Below are 16,610 nucleotides of genomic sequence, written 5' to 3'. Positions count from 1 at the left end.
GCGGCCGGTCCGATGGACGGGCAGGCGAACGTGCGGGCGAAAAAATGGCGAGCCGTGGATCGCTCGCCGTTGCCGAACACTATTCCAGAGGGTGTCGTTGAAATGAATCCGTGAATCTGTCATATGAACGAGTAATTTCAGACAGATTAACCGGAGAAATACGCAAAATGACGAAAAAGGCCGACGCGGCCCTGCTCAACCTCCTGCGCGCCAACGCCCGCGAGTCGGTTTCCGAGCTGGCGCGCAAGCTCGGGGTATCGCGCTCGACGGTGCAGAGCCGGATCGAGCGGCTGGAGCAGCAGGGCATCATCAGCGGCTATTCGATCAAGGTGTCGGACAGCTACGCGCAGTCGCTGGTGCGCGCGCATGTACTGGTCACCGCGCTGCCCAAGCTGTCGCACCAGGTGGTGCAGGCGCTGGAGAAGATCCCGGAGGTGAAGACCCTGCATTCGGTGAGCGGCAACTTCGACATGATCGTGATCGTCGAGGCGCTGTCGATCCGCGACCTGGACGCCTTGCTCGACCGCATCGGCGCGCTGGACGGGGTGGAGCGGACGATGTCGTCGATCATCCTGTCGACGCGCATCGATCGTTGAGTTTTTTGCGCCGGGTGGTGGCGCCTGTAGGAGCAACTGTCTTGCATCGTCATGATGCTTCCCCCTCACCCTAACCCTCTCCCTCAGGGAGAGGGGACTGTCCGGAGTTGCCGGCTGGCATGGTGTACCACCTCACACCGTCGCGCCCCCTCTCCCTCCGGGAGAGGGTTGGGGTGAGGGGATCGCAACGCCGGAGTATCCGTAGGAGCGGGCCATGCCCGCGATTCGCGCCCATGGGGCGCTCCTACAAGGGCACGCAGCAGCAAGTAGGATGGGTTGAGCTTGCGCGATACCCATCATCCGGTCCCGCATATCAAAGCCGATGCAGGCGCTTGTCGAGCGGTTCCTGCTCGACCCCATCCACCCACCAGCGCAGGTACGCGCGGACTTCCTCGGCATTCCCCGGGCCGACCTGCATGCGCGCCGGGCAGTGCTGCTCCGTCGCGGCGACGAGCTGGCCCTGCTGGCGCGAACGTGAGCGGCCGGCCTTGCCGAGGGATTCCATGCGCAGGTCGAAGCGCACCTGCTGGCCGCCGCCGGTGAAGCACAGGTTCAGGACGAGCATTCCCGCATTGCCGGGCTGGAGATCGAGGCTCGGGCTGACGGGAACCAGGCTGGCGAGCATGAGGGCAGGAAGGATGGTGGACATGAGGGTGGGGAAGGGAAGCCGCTACCATCGTGAGATGGTAGCGGCATTCCATCAGTGCTGCTGGACGACCGCGATGTTGGCAGTACCGCTCTGGTTGACGTTGGCCAGCATGTTGCTGCCGGTCTGCAGGACGTCGGCGTTGTTCATGGAGCCGTTCTGGACTACGTAGGCGTTGCTGGAGACACCGCTCTGGGTGATCTTGATGACGTTGTTGTCGCTCAGGTCGCCCTGGAAGGTGTTGGCGTAGTTGCCGTCGCCGGACTGGTAGAGCTCCACGGTGTTGAAGTCGCCGCCGGTATAGCCTTCGGCGACGTTGTCCGTGCCGCGCTGTTCGGCGACGAGGATGTTGTCGTTGCCGTTCTGGGTGAAGTACAGCTCGTTGTTGCTGTTGGCCTGGGCAACGGTCATGGTGTTGCGGTCGCCGAGCTGGGCCAGTTCGGCGGTTTGGCCACTACCGGACTGGCCGCCTTCGCTGGAACCGACGGTGACGGTATTGCCCATCTGGATCAGGTTGTCGTTGCCGATGGTGGCCACGCTGGCGGAATGGCCGCTGCCGGTCTGGTAGACATACTGCTGGTTGCCCTCGCCATCCACCCCGGCGATTCCGGTAGAGCCGGAGGCTTCGAACTGCGCAATCTCCGTCTGGTTGAGCATCCCGGTTTGCGCGATGCTCGCGCTGTTGTCGTTGAACACGGCGCCGGCACCGTTCTGGTCGATCACCGCCAGGTTGAGGGCCCCGGACTGGACCACCAGCGCATCGCTGCCGTCCTGAAAGTCCTGGAATACCAGCGCTTCGTTGGTATCGCCCGATTGATAGACGTCGGTATTGCTGGCCCTGCCTTCGCTCTGGAGCACCTGCGCGGTATTGAGCCCGTCGCCCTGGAAGATGGAGGCCGAGCTGTCGGTCTGGTCCGCCTGGCTGATGGTGCCGTAGTTGCCATCGCCGCTCTGTTCGATCAGGGCCTGGTTGTTGGCGGTGGTGCCGCCGAGGAAGTTGTCCTGTTCGGTGATTGCCAGGTGATTGGTGCCCACCTGGTTGATGGTCGCGGTAGCGGAAGTCTGCCCGGTCTGGAACGACATCGTGCCGTTGACGGAGTCGAATCCGTCCGGACCGATCTGGGTCTGGTTGATCGTGTTGCCGACACCGTCCAGTTGGCTGGCGAAGTTGTCGTTCATCTGCCCGCTCTGGAGCTGATTGACGGTACTTCCGCTCTCGTTGATCTGATCGGCGTAGTCGGCGTTGAAGCTGCCGGACTGGACCTGGTTGACGGTGCTGTCATTGATGCTGGAATCCTGAAGGGAAAACGCATTGTTCCCTTCACCCACCTGGAGCTGGTTGGTGACGCTGTCGTTGGCCATGACGTGGGTTGCAGCCATGAGCAGGATTGCCGAAGCGATGGGGGTGAGATTGAACTTGAGCATGGTGAAGCCTCCTGGATTGATTTCCCTGTCGGTCTGAAGGTTCAGGCCGCCGGTACCTCATTGGCGTTGGCGAATCTCTCTGCGCATGTCAGTGCCGACCTGGCCTGCGCTGGCTCCCGATGCCTTGCCCAGTTCTTCTCGGTGGTGTGGGCGTGGTGCTGGTCGCCGTTATCGTCATTGCTCGTGCGGTTGTCGGAGCCGCGCTTCAGGTTGTTCCCTTGGTAGCCTTGTTCCTCCCTGCTTCCGGTGGCCATCCCGCTGGCGTCTTTCTTGTGAATGCCGGCTCCCTGATGACTGCTGCGAGGGGCTTGAGCTTGAACATTTCAGTGCCTCCGGGATGCGATCCCTCTGCTGCCTGGAACTGCCGGCAGCGTGGTTCATTGCCTTTGTCGAACTTCCACGCGCATTCCATTGCCGACCTGACTCACGCTGGCGCCCAATCCGTTGCCGATCTGTTCGATGCGGGCGTTGTTCTGGTTGCCGTTCTGGCTGATCTGTGCGCGGTTGTCGTAGCCGCGCTGGATGATTTCCGCCTGGTTGCCATACCCCGTCTGGTAGATGAAGGCGATGTCGTTACTGCCTTCTTGCAGGATGTATGCCTCCTGGTTGCTGCCGTTCTGGACGATCTGTCCGATCAGCGCCGTTCCGTTCTGTTTCAGCCCGGCCCTGTTCCCCTGGCCGTTCTGGTTGATGGTTGCCTGGGCTCCTTTCGGCATCGCAAGCCGTGCGATGACGATGGGTTCATCAAGGTCGCCGGTGTTCGACAGATCGCCGTTGTCCATCAGGTCGTCGGCCATCAGCAGCGAACTTCCGACGCTGAGCAGCAGGCCGAACAGCAACCTTGCGATGAGTCGAGAAACCAGTGCCGGATACTGCATGTCGGTGGGCCTTGTCCGTTGGCCTTCAACCACCCCGCCTCCCCGGGAGGAGGCGGGGAACTTCACCCGTTAGCGGGTCTGTGTAACCGCAACAGTCCGGGTTGTGCCGAAGGACGAGCTGATGGTTGCCGACAGCGTCGAGCCGGGTGCCACGAGCGAGTTGTTCGCGGTGAACCGCCAGCGACCGTTGGCCGGCACCGTCGTGGTACCCAGGGTCACCAGGCCGGTCGTCGACTGGACGCGGATAGTGATGGTGTTGGCGTTGGTCAGCGACGACGTACCGGCGAACTCCCAGGTCCAGCGGTTGTTTGTGCGGGCCTGGAGTTCCGCCGTGGTCACGGTGAAGGTCTCATTGGCCGTCGGCCGTTGCTGCACGGTCACCGTTACGCTGCCCGGCTGCACCGAGACCGCCCCCAGGGAATCCCGCACCAGGTAGGTGAAGGTCGGGGTGATGGTGCCGGTGAAGTTGGCTGGCGGGTTGTAGGTGACGGTGCCGTCGGCGTTGGCGGTTACCGTGCCCAGGCCGGTGGCCGGCTGGGTCACGCTGACCAGGCCGAGCGGCAGGTTGCTTTCCGGGTCGGTGTCGTTGGCCAGCACGGCGATGGTCACCGGTACACCCAGGGTGGTGGCGGCGTCGTTGACGGCGACCGGCGGCTGGTTGGGGCTGACATTGACGGTGACGGTTGCCGGGTCCGAGGCCAGTCCCTTGCTGTCCTTCGCCATGTAGGTGAAGGTCGCAACCAGCGGGACGTTGGTCACCGGTGGCGTATAGGTCAGGCTGGTAGTGCCGTTGAGCGCCACGGTCCCCTGGCCGGCGGCCGGTGGTACGAAGCTGTCGATGGCCAGCGGGTTGTTGTTGTCCGGGTCGCTGTCGTTGGCCAGCACGTTGATGGTGATCGGCACGCCCGAGCTGGTGTTGGCGAAGTCTGCCCCGGCCAGCGGTTTCTGGTTGTCGGCCGGCGCCTCGGCGATGCCGACGACGCGGACCGGTTCGCTGTCCGCACCACCGGCGGCCGACTTCACGATCACACTTTCAGGCGGCTGAGGTACATCTTCCACCACCAGGGTCCCGCTGGTTGGCAGAGGGCCGAATCCCTGGGCGAGCAGCACAGGATTGAGCACCTTGTCGCTGGAAGTCGCGGTGATGGTCAGGCGGTGGTTGGCCGAGTCATAGCTGGCGGTGCTGATCTTCACCACATCGACCGGCGTGCGCGATACCGACGTCGGCTTGTTCGCTCCGCCGGCTTCGCTGGCGGTCAGCACCACGACCGACGGCGGGGCGCCGGGACGGGTGAAGGTGGTGTAGAAGTAACCGTTGTTGTCCGGCCTCAGGTCTCCTGCCGGCGACGGCAGGCAGGGCGCCGGTGGTGTGCCGACGAGCGTCAGGGTGTCGCGATAGCACACGTTCGATGCGGCCGGAACCGGAGCCTGCCCACTAGGGCCGGCACGGAACGAGTTGACGAACAGCTCGACTCGCGAGCCGCTGCCATCGCGCTGATAGGTGGCGCGCTCCACCTCTACCGGAGTCTGTATGCGGTCGTCGAAGATCTTGCCGGAGATGGAGAACGTATTGGTACGCAACGTTCCTGCCGGACCGGAGATTTCCAGGTAGTTCTGCGGTTGGCCGCTGGCATCGAGGACAGGGCTACCGAGGACGGCCTCTTCGATGTTCGGGTCGCCGATGAACCGTTCCACTTGCCCGGTTTCCGGGTTGGTCTCGGTGTAATAGCGTGCGATTTCCTTGGCGCCGTCCATCAAGGGAGTCGCATTCGGATTGGCCGTGTACAGGAAGGGGCCGATAGCTCCGTTCAGGGCACCCGCGTAGTTGAGGGTGGCGATGCCCACGTCGCTGGTATCGTTGATAGCCCGGCGCCCGGGGGCGGTGACCACGTACACCTTGGTACCGTAGGGATGGCGCACGGTGTACATGCCGGCGGTGGGAACGCCTGCGCGGATGCGGATGCGGGCGAAGTTGTGCTGTTCGCCATCGACGATCACTCCCTCACCGGCCACCGCTTCCATTGCCGCGACGTATTGCTCGATACCCCAGTTCCTGTCGCCGACGCTGCCGTCAGCGGTGAACCAGAAGCTTTCGCCCGGGAAGTTGTTGGGGAAGATGATGGGCTGCAGGGGATCGAATCCGCCCTCCGCAGGAATGGTGCACATGAAGCCGGGGGCGGCTGCAGTGCCCGGAGAACGTGAGCTGACTGTCTTCTGCAGGCAAAGCTCCAGCTTCAGACCGTTGAAGTCCTGGTACCACATGGGGAACCGGCCGGTGGCGAGGGTATACGGCCCCCGGTCGAAATCCTGCAGGGCGGCGCTTGCACCACCCACCATGGCGATGGACAGGCCCAGCGTGTTGAGCATGAATTGTGGCCACTTGTTCATGATGCCTCCTGGCTCTTGAACCGAATCGGACTGGTCACTGGACGATGACCACTTCTTCTGTATCGCTACCGCCGTTCGCCGAAGTCACCCGGACGGTCGCCGGAGGAACCAGGCCGACGGTTGGCGACATGGACTTGTCGGCGCCGCCGGCCAGCTCGCCGATCAGCGCACCGCTCTCGCCGGCATAGGCGGTCAGAGTCGGTGGCGCGGTGCGATCGCTGGTTGAGGCCTGGATGGTCAATCGGTTGTCACTGAGCCGGTATTCGGCGCGGGTGATGGTGACCAGGTCGGTCAGTTGGATCGGTACGGTGTTGGGGGCAAGAGCGGTGGGAATTGCCAGGTGGTTGTCGACGGTCACCTGCAGGGTTGCCGGCAGCGACGGATTGACGGTCGATTGGCCGTACCAGCTGCCGGTCGAATTGGCTTCGGTCATGGTCACGGGATTGTTTGCGCTGTCGTTGAAGACGGCGGTGCCGGGTGGCGGCGGTGCCATGGTGAAGACATCCTGTTGCGCGGCCACTCCGCCGGAGGCGTTTTCCCGCGAGTAGGTCGCGCGCTGGACCAGGTTCGGCGCCGGGAGGTCCACGGTGGAGAGCTTGCCGGAAATGGAGAACAGGTCGGTGCGCAGGTCGATACCGTTGGGCCCCTGGATACGTACGTAGTTGGTATTGAAGGGACTGCCGGTGACCTGTTCCTCAAGGTTCGGGTCACCGATGAATTTGTCCTGCAGGCCGGTTTCCGGGTTGGTCTCGGTGTAGGGGCCGTTGACGCTGCGCAGGAACGGGCCGATGTCACCCTTCAGCGCGCCCGAGTAGTCGATCCGCGGAGTGCCGATGCCGATATCCCGGGTCATGTTGATCGCGCGGTCGCCACCGGTGTCGGTGAACTCTTCCGGAGTCACATCGAATACTTCGACACCGTACGGGTGGGTGACCGTGTAGACGCCTGCGACGGGAACATCCACACGGATGCGGATGCGGGCGAAGCTCACCTGGTTGCCATCGGCTATATCGCCACTGAAGGCCGCTTCGATGGCTGCGACATAACCAAGATCGATACCGCTGGCCGCGTCGGTGATGGCGGAGTCCGCAGTGAACCAGAAGGTTTCATCCGGCCAGTTGGCGGGGTCATCGGGTTCGGCAGGGAAGAGCATCGGCTGGGCGGGGTCGAACTCCCCCGGTGCGGCGTTGAGGGTACACATGTAGGTCGGGGCAGCGACGGTGCCCGGGACGCGCGAACTGACGGCCTTACTCTGGCAAAGGTCGAGGGTCCTGCCATGGGTATCCTGATACCACGGTGCATAACCGCCGGTGCTGAGATCATCTTCGGCCGGTGCGGGTGCTACGGCATAGAGTGCTGCCTGCGCCGCACCTCCACTGATTGACGCAAGCAGGATCGAGCTTGCCAGTAGGGTCAATCTGTTGTGCATGATTCAGTCCTCTCGAAATGACGCTGGCTGGGGAAACAGCTCGGTCGAACGGAGCTTGAAGAGACATCGGCAACAAGCGTGCCAGCACCTTGCCAGCTGTCTGGAGGCCAGTGGACTTGAGGGTTTCAGGGTTTCAGGGAGGGGGTGGCGGGCTTCCCGGAGTTGGGAGGATCACCCAGGAGTGGGTTATTTCGCGGAACCCCCGAAAGTGGGGGGAGAAGAATGGGGAGGAAGTTTCTTGTTGTATTGAACAGGCGAGTTCCTACATCACATGCTATTAGTTTTTGTGCGAATTATTCCGTTGAGGGGCGGAAGTTTGGCGTCAGAATTGGTAATGCCATCAGATTACTATCACGCAAGTCTTAATCACGATTCGTGATTTAAATACCCGTGGACCTGTGGGCTATAACCCTAAAAGAATAAAGCGGATAGGACATCCGATATGCCAGTACTGCCGTTCAAGGGCTTGCTTTCGCAGGGGCAGGAAGGGGAGGCAGCACGAGAGCAAGACCCGACAAGGCAGTTCAATCTGCTGCGCTGGTTTTCTCTGGTCAGCCTGATCATCATCGCCACTGTGACCTTCGGTCTCGGCGCCATCTCGATCCGCTTCGTGGTCAACGAAAGCGTCGAACGGGATGCCATGCTGACGGCTCAGTTCATCCAGACCATTGCGGCATCGGAACTGCGTCACGTCGGAATCACCGGCCGGCGCACCATGGGCGAATTCCTCGACACCCGCCACTCCGCCGATCTTCCCGGCGCTTCGCTGGAGGCGCAGTCCCAGGCCCGGGCGGAGTTCCTCGATCACGTCTCGCACCTGCCCGACGCCCTGCTGGTGAACATCTATGCGCCCGACCGGGTGATCATCTGGTCGACCAATCCCGACCTGATCGGCAAGCCATTGCTCGGCGATACCGACCTCGAGGAAGCCTTCGTCTCCAAGGAGCGCGTCGCCTCCAGCTTTCACAAGAAGGAGGAGGGCAGCGAGGAGCAGGAATTCCTGCACCCGCCTGAAGACCTGGTCATCGAGAACTACATTCCGCTGTTCGATACCGACGAGCAGGAAGTGCAGGCGATCGTCGAGGTCTACAAGGAGCCGCGCGACCTGATCGAGCGCATGGAGCGCGGCTACAAGATGATCTGGCTGACCACTGCCATGGGGGGTGCGCTGATCTATTTCGGCCTGTTCTGGATCGTCCGCCGCGCCGCCGCGCTGCTCGACTCGCAGCAGAAACAGCTGCTCACCAACGAAACCTACGTGCTGCTCGGCGAGATGTCCTCGGCCGTCGCCCACAGCCTGCGCAATCCGCTGGCGACCATCCGTTCCAGCGCCGAACTGGCCGAGGAACTGGTGGAGCAGCCGGCGAAAAAGAACATCACCGACATCATTTCCCAGGTCGACCGCATGTCGAAATGGGTGCGCGAACTGCTGATGTCGTCGCGGCCGCTCAGCGGCGATTCCGAGGCCGTCGACCTGATCGCGACCACCCGCGACGTGCTGCATTCCTACGAGCAGCAGATCGCCAACTCCGGCGTGCAGGTGGAGCTCGCCAGCGACTACGCGCCCTATGTGGTCAGCCAGCGCGTGCTGCTCTCGCAGGTGCTCAACAGCCTGATGGCCAATGCGCTGGAAGCCATGCCGTCCGGCGGCTCGCTGAAGATCGGGATAGAACCGAACGCATCCGCGCGCACGCTGTGCATGACCTTCGACGATACCGGCCGGGGCATGACGCAGCAGCAGCAGGCAATGGTCTTCAAACCGTTCTTTACTACCAAGCAGGGCGGGCTCGGAGTCGGCCTGATGCTGGTGAAACGCATCATGGAAAGGTTCGGCGGCAGGGTCAGCCTGACCAGCCGGGAACACGAGGGAACCAGCGTGAAGCTGCAGTTCAAGATTGCCGAGGGTGGGGAGTATGGAACACAGCATACTGTTGGTTGAAGACGACAAACTGCTGGCCGAAAACATCCAGACCTACCTGGAGCGCAAGGATTTCGAGGTAGTCGTCTGCCACAGCGCCGAAGACGCGCTGGAGAAGCTGAAGAGCTTCCGGCCGGATGTGGTGCTGACCGACAATTCCCTGCCGGGCATGAGCGGTCACGAGCTGATCCAGAAGCTCAACAAGGACGCGCCGGAACTGAAGCTGATCATGATGACCGGCTACGGCAACATCGACGATGCGGTGTCGGCGATGAAGGAGGGGGCATTCCACTACCTGACCAAGCCGGTGGCGCTGTCCGAACTCAAGCTGCTGCTCGACAAGGCGCTGGTGGCCGAGCGCATGGAGCGCAAGCTGTCCTATTACCAGGCGCGCGAGGCGCAGTCTTCCGGCATCCAGGCGCTGATCGGCGAGTCGGCGGCGATGCGCGGGCTGAAGAACGTCATCACCCAGATCCTCGACGCGGAACGGCGGATGACCACCACCGAACTGCCGCCGGTGCTGATCGAGGGGGATACCGGAACCGGCAAGGAACTGATCGCCCGTGCGCTGCATTTCGACGGCGCGCGCAGCAAGGGGCCGTTCATCGAGGTCAACTGCGCCTCGATTCCGTCCAACCTGCTGGAAGCCGAGCTGTTCGGCCACGAGAAAGGTGCGTTCACCGATGCCAAGGAACGCCGCGTGGGCCTGGTCGAGGCTGCCGACGGTGGCACGCTGTTCCTCGACGAGATCGGCGAGATGGACCTGGTGCTGCAGGCCAAGCTGCTCAAGCTGCTGGAGGACCGCACCATCCGCCGGATCGGCTCGGTGAAGGAGCGCAAGGTCGACCTGCGCATCATCAGCGCGACCAACTGCAACCTGGAGCAGATGGTCCAGCAGGGCAAGTTCCGCCGCGACCTGTTCTTCCGCCTGCGCATCATCGGCATCAAGGTGCCGCGCCTGTACATGCGCGGCGACGACATCCTGCTGCTGGCCCGGCACTTCCTCAGCCACCACGGCAAGCGCTACGGCAAGTCGGACCTGCAGTTCTCGCCGGAATCCGAGGAGCTGCTGCTGAGCTACAGCTGGCCGGGCAACGTGCGGGAAATGCGCAACATGCTGGAGCAGACGGTATTGCTGGCGCAGGGCAATGTGGTGCAGCCGGCCCAGCTGAACATCTGCCCTGGACTGGTCGACGAACCACACCGGACCGCCGACCCGCACCCGCTCGAACGCCCGCCGCAGACCGATGCGCCGCCCGGAATGGGCAGCATGAAACTGCCGGACGTGGAGCGTGACATGGTCATCCGCATGCTCGACAAGACCGACTGGAACGTCACCAAGTCCGCCCGCCTGCTCGGCCTGACCCGCGACATGCTGCGCTACAAGATCGAGAAACTCGGCCTGATCCGGCCGGAGCGGCAGCATTAGCCGAAAACATGGGTATCGCTTCGCTCAACCCCGCCCTCCGATGAAGGCGGGAGTGGCCGTAGGTTGGCGCTGAGCGCAGCGAAGCCCAACATCTGTCGGGCGTGGCACCGTTGGGCTTCGCAAGCTCAGTGCCAACCTACGTCGCACGATGTAGGGCGGGTGCAACCCGCCAATCCGATTGTCCCGATTCGCCCTCCGGAAGTGATGGCTATCAGCTCGGATCGAGCTCCAGCGCCAGCAGCTCTTCCACCTTCTGGCGACGGCGGATCAGCCGGGTTTCCTCGCCATCCAGCAGCACTTCCGGAATCAGCGGACGGCTGTTGTAGTTCGACGACATCGACGCGCCATAGGCGCCGGTATCGTGGATCAGCAGCAGGTCGCCGACCTGCGCGCGCGGCAGGTTGCGCGGGATCACGCTGCCGCCTTCGCCCTGGGTGAACACGTCGCCGGACTCGCACAGCGGGCCGGCCACCACCGTATCGATGGTTTCGCGCGCGGCGGCATCCTCGGCCAGCAGGCTGATGCCGTGGTAGCTGCCGTACATCGACGGGCGCATCAGCTCGTTGAAGCCGGCGTCGATCAGCACGAAGTGGTTGCGGCCGACGTCCTTGGTCGCGCGCACTTCGCTGAGCAGGCAGCCGGCCTGGGCGACCAGGTAGCGGCCCGGTTCGATCTCCAGGTGCAGCGGATGGCCCAGCAGTTCCTCGGCGGCCTTGCGGGTGGCATCCCAGAGCTGGAAGTAGTGCTCGGTATCCACTTCCGGATCGCCGGCGCGGTAGGGAATCGACAGGCCGCCGCCGGCCGACAGTGCGCTGAGGTCGTGACCCTCGGCCTTCACTTCGCGGACCAGTTCGAGCATGGCGTTGCCGACTTCGGCCAGGTGCGCGTAGTCCACGCCCGAGCCGATGTGCATGTGCAGGCCGACCAGGCGCAGGCCGTGGGCGCGGATCGCCGCCAGCGCTTCCGGCAGCTCCTCGTGCCAGATGCCGTGCTTGCTGTGCTCGCCACCGGTATTGGTCTTGTTGCTGTGGCCGTGGCCGAAGCCGGGGTTGATGCGCAGCCACACCGCATGGCCGGGGGACACTTCGCCGAGCTGGTGGAGCATGTCGATGGAACCGGCATTGACCGGCACCTTGTGCTCGATCACCGCCGCCAGGGTGGCGCGGTCGAGCAGGTCGGCGGTGTAGACGATGTCGGATTCGTTGTCGCGGCACGAGAAACCGGCGGCCAGTGCGCGCTGCAGCTCGCCCTGGGATACCGCGTCGACTTTCACGCCCTGTTTGCGCATCAGGCGCAGGATGTTCAGGTTGGAGCAGGCCTTCTGCGCGAAGCGGATGGTGTCGAAGCGCTGCAGGCGGGCGATCTGCGCGCGGATGACCTCGGCGTCGTAGATCCACAGCGGGGTGCCGAAGCGCTGGACGAGTTCTTCTGCGCGGGCGAGGGGAAGGCTTTTCATGAATGGGCTCCAAGGCTAGATCGCGCTAGTCTACCGCGCCATTCATGGAGGCTGTTAATGCCTGGCCTTTGTTGATCTATTCATTCCTGATATGGATGCCTTGGGAACAGGCCACGCCCAGCGCCCCCAAGCGCTCGCTCAAGCCGGCGATTTCCTTGCCCAGGGCCTCGACGAAGCGTTCGCGCAGCGGCGTGGCGGGGCGGTACAGCGGCTTCACCAGATTGACCTGGAACGGCAGGGAGAAATCCAGCGGGCGCAGGTGCAGGCCCTGGCCGTGGAACATCAGCGCGGTGATCGGGTTGACGATGGCGACGCCCAGCCCGGCCTTGACCATCGCGCAGACGGACACCGCGCTGTCGGTCTCCACCTGCAGGTGGCGCTCGATACCGGCGGCCTGGAACACTCCGTCGATCAACTGCCGGTAGCGGTCGCCGGGCGCCAGGCTGACGAACGCCTCGCCACGGAAATGCGTGGCGGACAGGCGCGGGTGGCGCAGCAGCGGGTGATCGTCGGCCAGCACGCAGACCTCGTCGACCCGCAGCAGCGCCTGCAACTCAGTGCCGCGCGGCGCCTCGTCCAGCTCGGTGAGGCCGATGTCGTGGCGTTGCGCGCTGAGCTGTTCCTCCAGACGCGGCGACTCCAGGGCGGTGATTTCGATGCCGATATTTGGATTGGCCTGGCTGAAGCGCTTGCACGCCGCCGGCAGCAATGCCTGGGAGAAGGCTGGCAGGCAACCGATGGAGAAACGCCCCTCGGCGAACTGGCCGAGACTGCCGGCGAAAGCGACGATGCGCTCCAGCCCGGTGAAGGAGCGCTCCACCTCCTCGAACAGCATCAACGCCCGCGCCGTGGGCGACAGCCGGCCACGCTCACGGCGGAACAGCTCGAAGCCCACCAGTTGCTCCAGCCGCGCCAGCTCGCGGCTGACCGTGGGCTGGCTGGTATGCAGGTAGTGCGCGGCGCGGGTGACGCTGCCGGTGGTCATCACGGCGCGGAACACTTCGATGTGGCGGAGGCTGATCATGGGCGAGATCGGTTGGGAACAGGGCGGATAGAGGTTACCCCGTTACCCGCCGAAATACCCCACGGTTGGCGTAGGATGGGTTGAGCTTGCGATACCCATCGCAGCCCATGGTGGGTATCGCTTCGCTCAACACCACCCTACATCCACCCCGAACCCCAAGCGTAGGGTGGATGGCGCTCTTCCATCCACCATCCCGGGGGAAAACGGTCAGCGCAGCCGGTAGGGCGGGTGCAACCCGCCACCTGGCCTCAGCGCAACTTCTCCATCATCTGGTAGTACCACATCCCCGCCGCCAGCATCGGGTTGCCGAAGAGGTCGCCCAGCGGCACCTTGATGTGCTTGCAGCGGGCGAAGGTGTCGAACTTCTCCAGGCTGCCGCTCATGGCCTCGGCCATGATCTCGCCCATGATGTGGGTGGTCGCCACGCCGTGGCCGGAGTAGCCCTGGCAGTACCAGACGTTCTGCGACAGCTTGCCGAGCTGCGGGATGCGGTTCATCACGATGCCCATGGCGCAGCTCCACTGGAAATCGATCTGCACGCCCTTGAGTTGCGGGAAGGTGCGTTCGATGCATGGCCGCAGCTCCCCGGCGATATCCCGCGAGTCGCGCCCGGAATAGTTGGCGCCGCCGCCGAAGAGCAGGCGGCCGTCGCCGGTCAGGCGGTAGTAGTCGAGGACGAAGCGGCAATCGTAGACGGCCAGGTCGTGCGGATTGATCTGCTGTGCCAGCTCGCCCAGCGGCGCGGTGGTGACGATGCCGCCCATGGCCGGGAAGATCATGCCCTTGAGCTGCTTGCGCTCCAGCTTGTGGTAGACGTCGCCGGCCAGCAGCACCTGGCTGGCGTTGATCCGGCCCTTCGCGGTGACCACCGCCGGACGCTCGCCATGGACGATATCCAGCACCTCGGAGTGCTCGAAGATCAGCGCGCCGAGGCTCTCTGCTGCCTTCGCCTCGCCGATGCAAAGGTTGAGCGGGTGCAGGTGCATGTTGCGGGTGTTCCTGAGCGCCCCGCAGTAGATATCGCTGCCCTGGTTGGCGCGCACGCCGGCGGCGTCCAGCAGGGTGACCTGGTCGCCCATGCCGCGACGCTGGGCTTCCTCATGGGAGGCTTTCAGCTCGTCCATGTGCGCCGGCTTCATCGCCGCGTGCAGATGGCCGAACTTCAGGTCGCACTGGATGCCGTATTTCTCCACGCGGTTCCTGATGATGTCGTGACCGCGCCAGCGCAGGTGCCAGATGAAATCGTCGACGTCGTCGCCCAGCCACTGGCGCATCTGCTTGCTCATCGCGGCGTCGCCGGAGAGGCTGCCGGTGACCTGCCCGCCGTTGCGTCCGCTGGCACCCCAGCCGACCTTGTTGGTCTCGACGATGGCGACCTTGTAGCCGCGCTCGGCCAGCTCCACCGCTGTGGCCACGCCGGTGAAGCCGCCGCCGATGATGGCGATGTCGACGTTCACTTCACCTTGCAGGGTGGGGTAGTGGGTTTCCTCGTTGAGGGACGCGGAGTAGTAGGAGAGCGCGCGTTCGGCGGCGGGTTTCGGGTGTTGCAATGCGGCGTTCATTTGTTCTTGTCCTTTCTGAATCCTTGGGTGGAGGCGTTGGCCCTCACCCCAGCCCTCTCCCGGAGGGAGAGGGGGTTTTACGGTGCGGCGGGATGTAATCGGAGCGCCGATACGGTCCCCTCTCCCCCTGGGAGAGGGTTAGGGTGAGGGGCTCTTCACGCCTGCGTCAGATACCAGCGCCAATCCTGCTCCCCGACCTCGCCCATGAATTGTCGATACTCCGCACGCTTCACGGCCAGGTAGACGCCAAGGAATGCGGTGCCGAGCGCATCGCGAGTCCAGCTCGATCGTTCCAGCGCGCGCAGCGAGGTCAGCCAGTCGGTGGGCAGCAATTCCTTGGCCTGGGCATAGCCATTGCCCTCGACGGGAGCGCCCGGATCGATGTTTTCGCGGATACCGCGATGAATACCGGCAAGGATCGCTGCCGCCGCCAGATACGGGTTGGCATCGGCGCCGCAGATGCGGTGCTCGATATGCCGCGTGTAGGCCGGCCCGCCCGGCACGCGCAGCGACACGGTGCGGTTGTCGACGCCCCAGGTCGGCGCCAGCGGGGCGTAGCTGTTGGCCTGGAAGCGTCGGTAGGAGTTGGCGTTGGGGCAGAACAGCAGCAGCGAGTCGAGCAGGCTGGCGAGCATGCCGCCGACCGCCTGGCGCAGCAGCGGGGTGCCGGCGGGGTCTTCGCTGGCGAACAGGTTCCTGCTCTGCGCATCGGCCAGTGACACATGCATATGCATGCCGGTGCCGGCGATCTCGGCGAACGGCTTGGCCATGAAGCAGGCCTGCATGCCGTGGCTGTGCGCCACGCCTTTCACGATGCGCTTGTAGCGCACCGCCTGGTCCATGGCGGTGAGCGCGTCGCCGTGTTCCAGGGTGATCTCCACCTGGCCCGGCGCGTATTCGGAGATTGCCGTGCGCGCCGGAATGCCCTGCGCCTTGCAGGCGGCGTAGAGGTCGGCGAGGAACGGTTCGATCTGCTCCAGTTCGCGCAGGCCGTAGACCTGGGTGGAGCGCGGCCGGCCGCCGTCGCTGTCCAGCGCCGGCTGCGGGCGGCCATTGGCGTCGCGCTTGGCGTCGAGCAGGTAGAACTCCAGCTCGCAGGCCATCACCGGGTGGTAGCCGTCGGCCTTCAGCTGGTCGATCACCCGCACCAGCACATGGCGCGGATCGGCGATATCCGCCGGCTTGCCTTCCTGCGGATGCATGCTGACCTGCACCGCGGCGGTGGGAATCTTCCGCCACGGCAGGCGCACCAGGCTGCCGGCCAGCGGGTAGGCGCGGCAGTCGATATCGCCGACATCCCAGACCAGCCCGGAATCCTCGACGTCCTCACCATGCATGGTCAGGCCGAGGATGGTGCTCGGCAGCGGGCGGCCGGACTGGTACACGGCGAGCAGTTCCTCGCGGTGCAGCAGCTTGCCGCGCGGCACACCGTTGGCGTCGAGGATGAACAGCTCGACCATTTCGATATCGGGGTTCTGGGTCAGGAAATCCTGGGCTTCTTGCTCGGAGGCGAAGTTCATTGGGCTCTCGATAGCGCCTTCTATGGGCGCATGGACGGCCTGCACGAAAGCGCGCTCGCAGGACGAGCGGGGCAGGCGAAAAGGGGTTGGATGCGTTCAGGCCGGCTGAGCCGGTTCAGTGCGCGGCAGCATCCGGTGGACGCGCATGGCGGCAATGCCAGAGCGCCCAGAAGGCCAGTTCGAGAGGCAGGGTCAGCGGTTGCAGGCGCCGCCATTGGCTGCGCTCGCCGGACAGATGGACTCCGCCGCCCATGGCGGGGGCGAAGGTGTCAGTGCTGGCGAGTGCGAAGGGCGGGAGCATGAAGTCGATCGGGACCGAAGATGCCGGACAGCCTCGCA

General features: G+C 64.2%; 13 protein-coding genes. 3 read left to right on the top strand and 10 right to left on the bottom strand.

Annotation, left to right across the window (positions count from 1 at the left end):
* The first annotated feature begins 167 nt into the window (after positions 1-167).
* Complete coding sequence (locus tag JFY56_RS01545) at positions 168-596, top strand: Lrp/AsnC family transcriptional regulator (protein WP_208311727.1); 429 nt, start codon at positions 168-170, stop codon at positions 594-596.
* A 313-nt stretch (positions 597-909) separates the two neighbouring features.
* On the opposite strand, the gene JFY56_RS01540 is transcribed toward JFY56_RS01545, so the two are convergent.
* From JFY56_RS01540 to JFY56_RS01520, 5 genes are all read right to left on the bottom strand, one after another.
* Entirely contained in the window at positions 910-1,245 is a 336-nt protein-coding gene (locus tag JFY56_RS01540; RefSeq protein ID WP_208311726.1) for a hypothetical protein, read from the bottom strand.
* Between the two features lie 51 nt (positions 1,246-1,296).
* A complete protein-coding gene (locus tag JFY56_RS01535; protein WP_208311725.1) occupies positions 1,297-2,667 on the bottom strand; it encodes a hypothetical protein in 1,371 nt (456 codons plus the stop codon).
* A gap of 377 nt (positions 2,668-3,044) precedes the next feature.
* The gene (locus JFY56_RS01530) at positions 3,045-3,545 is read right to left on the bottom strand and encodes a curlin (RefSeq protein ID WP_208312485.1); all 501 of its coding nucleotides are present in this window, start codon (positions 3,543-3,545) and stop codon (positions 3,045-3,047) included.
* A 69-nt stretch (positions 3,546-3,614) separates the two neighbouring features.
* Complete coding sequence (locus JFY56_RS01525) at positions 3,615-5,933, bottom strand: Ig-like domain-containing protein (protein ID WP_208311724.1); 2,319 nt, start codon at positions 5,931-5,933, stop codon at positions 3,615-3,617.
* Between the two features lie 34 nt (positions 5,934-5,967).
* Positions 5,968-7,362 carry a hypothetical protein gene (locus tag JFY56_RS01520; RefSeq protein WP_208311723.1) on the bottom strand — a complete coding sequence of 465 codons (1,395 nt, stop codon included), beginning with the start codon at positions 7,360-7,362 and terminating at the stop codon, positions 5,968-5,970.
* A gap of 442 nt (positions 7,363-7,804) precedes the next feature.
* Here JFY56_RS01520 and JFY56_RS01515 point away from each other — a divergent pair, with 442 nt between their 5' ends.
* A complete protein-coding gene (locus JFY56_RS01515) occupies positions 7,805-9,301 on the top strand; it encodes a sensor histidine kinase (RefSeq protein WP_208311722.1) in 1,497 nt (498 codons plus the stop codon).
* On the top strand, positions 9,276-10,709 hold the full coding sequence (locus JFY56_RS01510; RefSeq protein ID WP_208311721.1) for a sigma-54-dependent transcriptional regulator: 1,434 nt from the start codon (positions 9,276-9,278) through the stop codon (positions 10,707-10,709). Before JFY56_RS01515 ends, JFY56_RS01510 begins: the two co-directional genes overlap by 26 nt.
* A 211-nt stretch (positions 10,710-10,920) precedes the next feature.
* Here JFY56_RS01510 and lysA read toward each other — a convergent pair whose 3' ends face one another.
* The 5 genes from lysA to JFY56_RS01485 all read right to left on the bottom strand — a co-directional run bounded on the left by lysA (position 10,921) and on the right by JFY56_RS01485 (position 16,572).
* Complete coding sequence (lysA, locus tag JFY56_RS01505) at positions 10,921-12,165, bottom strand: diaminopimelate decarboxylase (protein WP_208311720.1); 1,245 nt, start codon at positions 12,163-12,165, stop codon at positions 10,921-10,923.
* 76 nt (positions 12,166-12,241) lie between these two features.
* Complete coding sequence (locus JFY56_RS01500) at positions 12,242-13,189, bottom strand: LysR family transcriptional regulator (RefSeq protein WP_208311719.1); 948 nt, start codon at positions 13,187-13,189, stop codon at positions 12,242-12,244.
* A 248-nt stretch (positions 13,190-13,437) separates the two neighbouring features.
* Positions 13,438-14,751: an NAD(P)/FAD-dependent oxidoreductase gene (locus JFY56_RS01495; RefSeq protein ID WP_208311718.1), complete on the bottom strand. Its 1,314-nt coding sequence runs from the start codon at positions 14,749-14,751 to the stop codon at positions 13,438-13,440.
* A 155-nt stretch (positions 14,752-14,906) separates the two neighbouring features.
* Positions 14,907-16,271 (bottom strand): glutamine synthetase family protein, encoded by a 1,365-nt coding sequence (locus JFY56_RS01490; RefSeq protein ID WP_208311717.1) that lies wholly within the window; start codon positions 16,269-16,271, stop codon positions 14,907-14,909.
* A 115-nt stretch (positions 16,272-16,386) separates the two neighbouring features.
* Positions 16,387-16,572: a hypothetical protein gene (locus tag JFY56_RS01485; protein ID WP_208312531.1), complete on the bottom strand. Its 186-nt coding sequence runs from the start codon at positions 16,570-16,572 to the stop codon at positions 16,387-16,389.
* Positions 16,573-16,610 lie beyond the last annotated feature (38 nt).

The organism is Pseudomonas schmalbachii, assembly GCF_017589465.1.
In the GTDB taxonomy this organism is placed as follows: Bacteria; Pseudomonadota; Gammaproteobacteria; order Pseudomonadales; family Pseudomonadaceae; genus Pseudomonas; species Pseudomonas schmalbachii.
This window is presented reverse-complemented; position numbering and strand designations above follow the sequence as displayed.

Bases quoted from the DNA above. Each gene is read 5' to 3' on its own strand.
- JFY56_RS01490 (WP_208311717.1), bottom strand. From the start codon at position 16,271: ATGAACTTCGCCTCCGAGCAAGAAGCCCAGGATTTCCTGACCCAGAAC.
- JFY56_RS01540 (WP_208311726.1), bottom strand. From the start codon at position 1,245: ATGTCCACCATCCTTCCTGCCCTCATGCTCGCCAGCCTGGTTCCCGTC.
- lysA (WP_208311720.1), bottom strand. From the start codon at position 12,165: ATGAAAAGCCTTCCCCTCGCCCGCGCAGAAGAACTCGTCCAGCGCTTC.
- JFY56_RS01530 (WP_208312485.1), bottom strand. From the start codon at position 3,545: ATGCAGTATCCGGCACTGGTTTCTCGACTCATCGCAAGGTTGCTGTTC.
- JFY56_RS01495 (WP_208311718.1), bottom strand. From the start codon at position 14,751: ATGAACGCCGCATTGCAACACCCGAAACCCGCCGCCGAACGCGCGCTC.
- JFY56_RS01535 (WP_208311725.1), bottom strand. From the start codon at position 2,667: ATGCTCAAGTTCAATCTCACCCCCATCGCTTCGGCAATCCTGCTCATG.
- JFY56_RS01515 (WP_208311722.1), top strand. From the start codon at position 7,805: ATGCCAGTACTGCCGTTCAAGGGCTTGCTTTCGCAGGGGCAGGAAGGG.
- JFY56_RS01500 (WP_208311719.1), bottom strand. From the start codon at position 13,189: ATGATCAGCCTCCGCCACATCGAAGTGTTCCGCGCCGTGATGACCACC.
- JFY56_RS01485 (WP_208312531.1), bottom strand. From the start codon at position 16,572: ATGCTCCCGCCCTTCGCACTCGCCAGCACTGACACCTTCGCCCCCGCC.
- JFY56_RS01525 (WP_208311724.1), bottom strand. From the start codon at position 5,933: ATGAACAAGTGGCCACAATTCATGCTCAACACGCTGGGCCTGTCCATC.
- JFY56_RS01510 (WP_208311721.1), top strand. From the start codon at position 9,276: ATGGAACACAGCATACTGTTGGTTGAAGACGACAAACTGCTGGCCGAA.
- JFY56_RS01545 (WP_208311727.1), top strand. From the start codon at position 168: ATGACGAAAAAGGCCGACGCGGCCCTGCTCAACCTCCTGCGCGCCAAC.
- JFY56_RS01520 (WP_208311723.1), bottom strand. From the start codon at position 7,362: ATGCACAACAGATTGACCCTACTGGCAAGCTCGATCCTGCTTGCGTCA.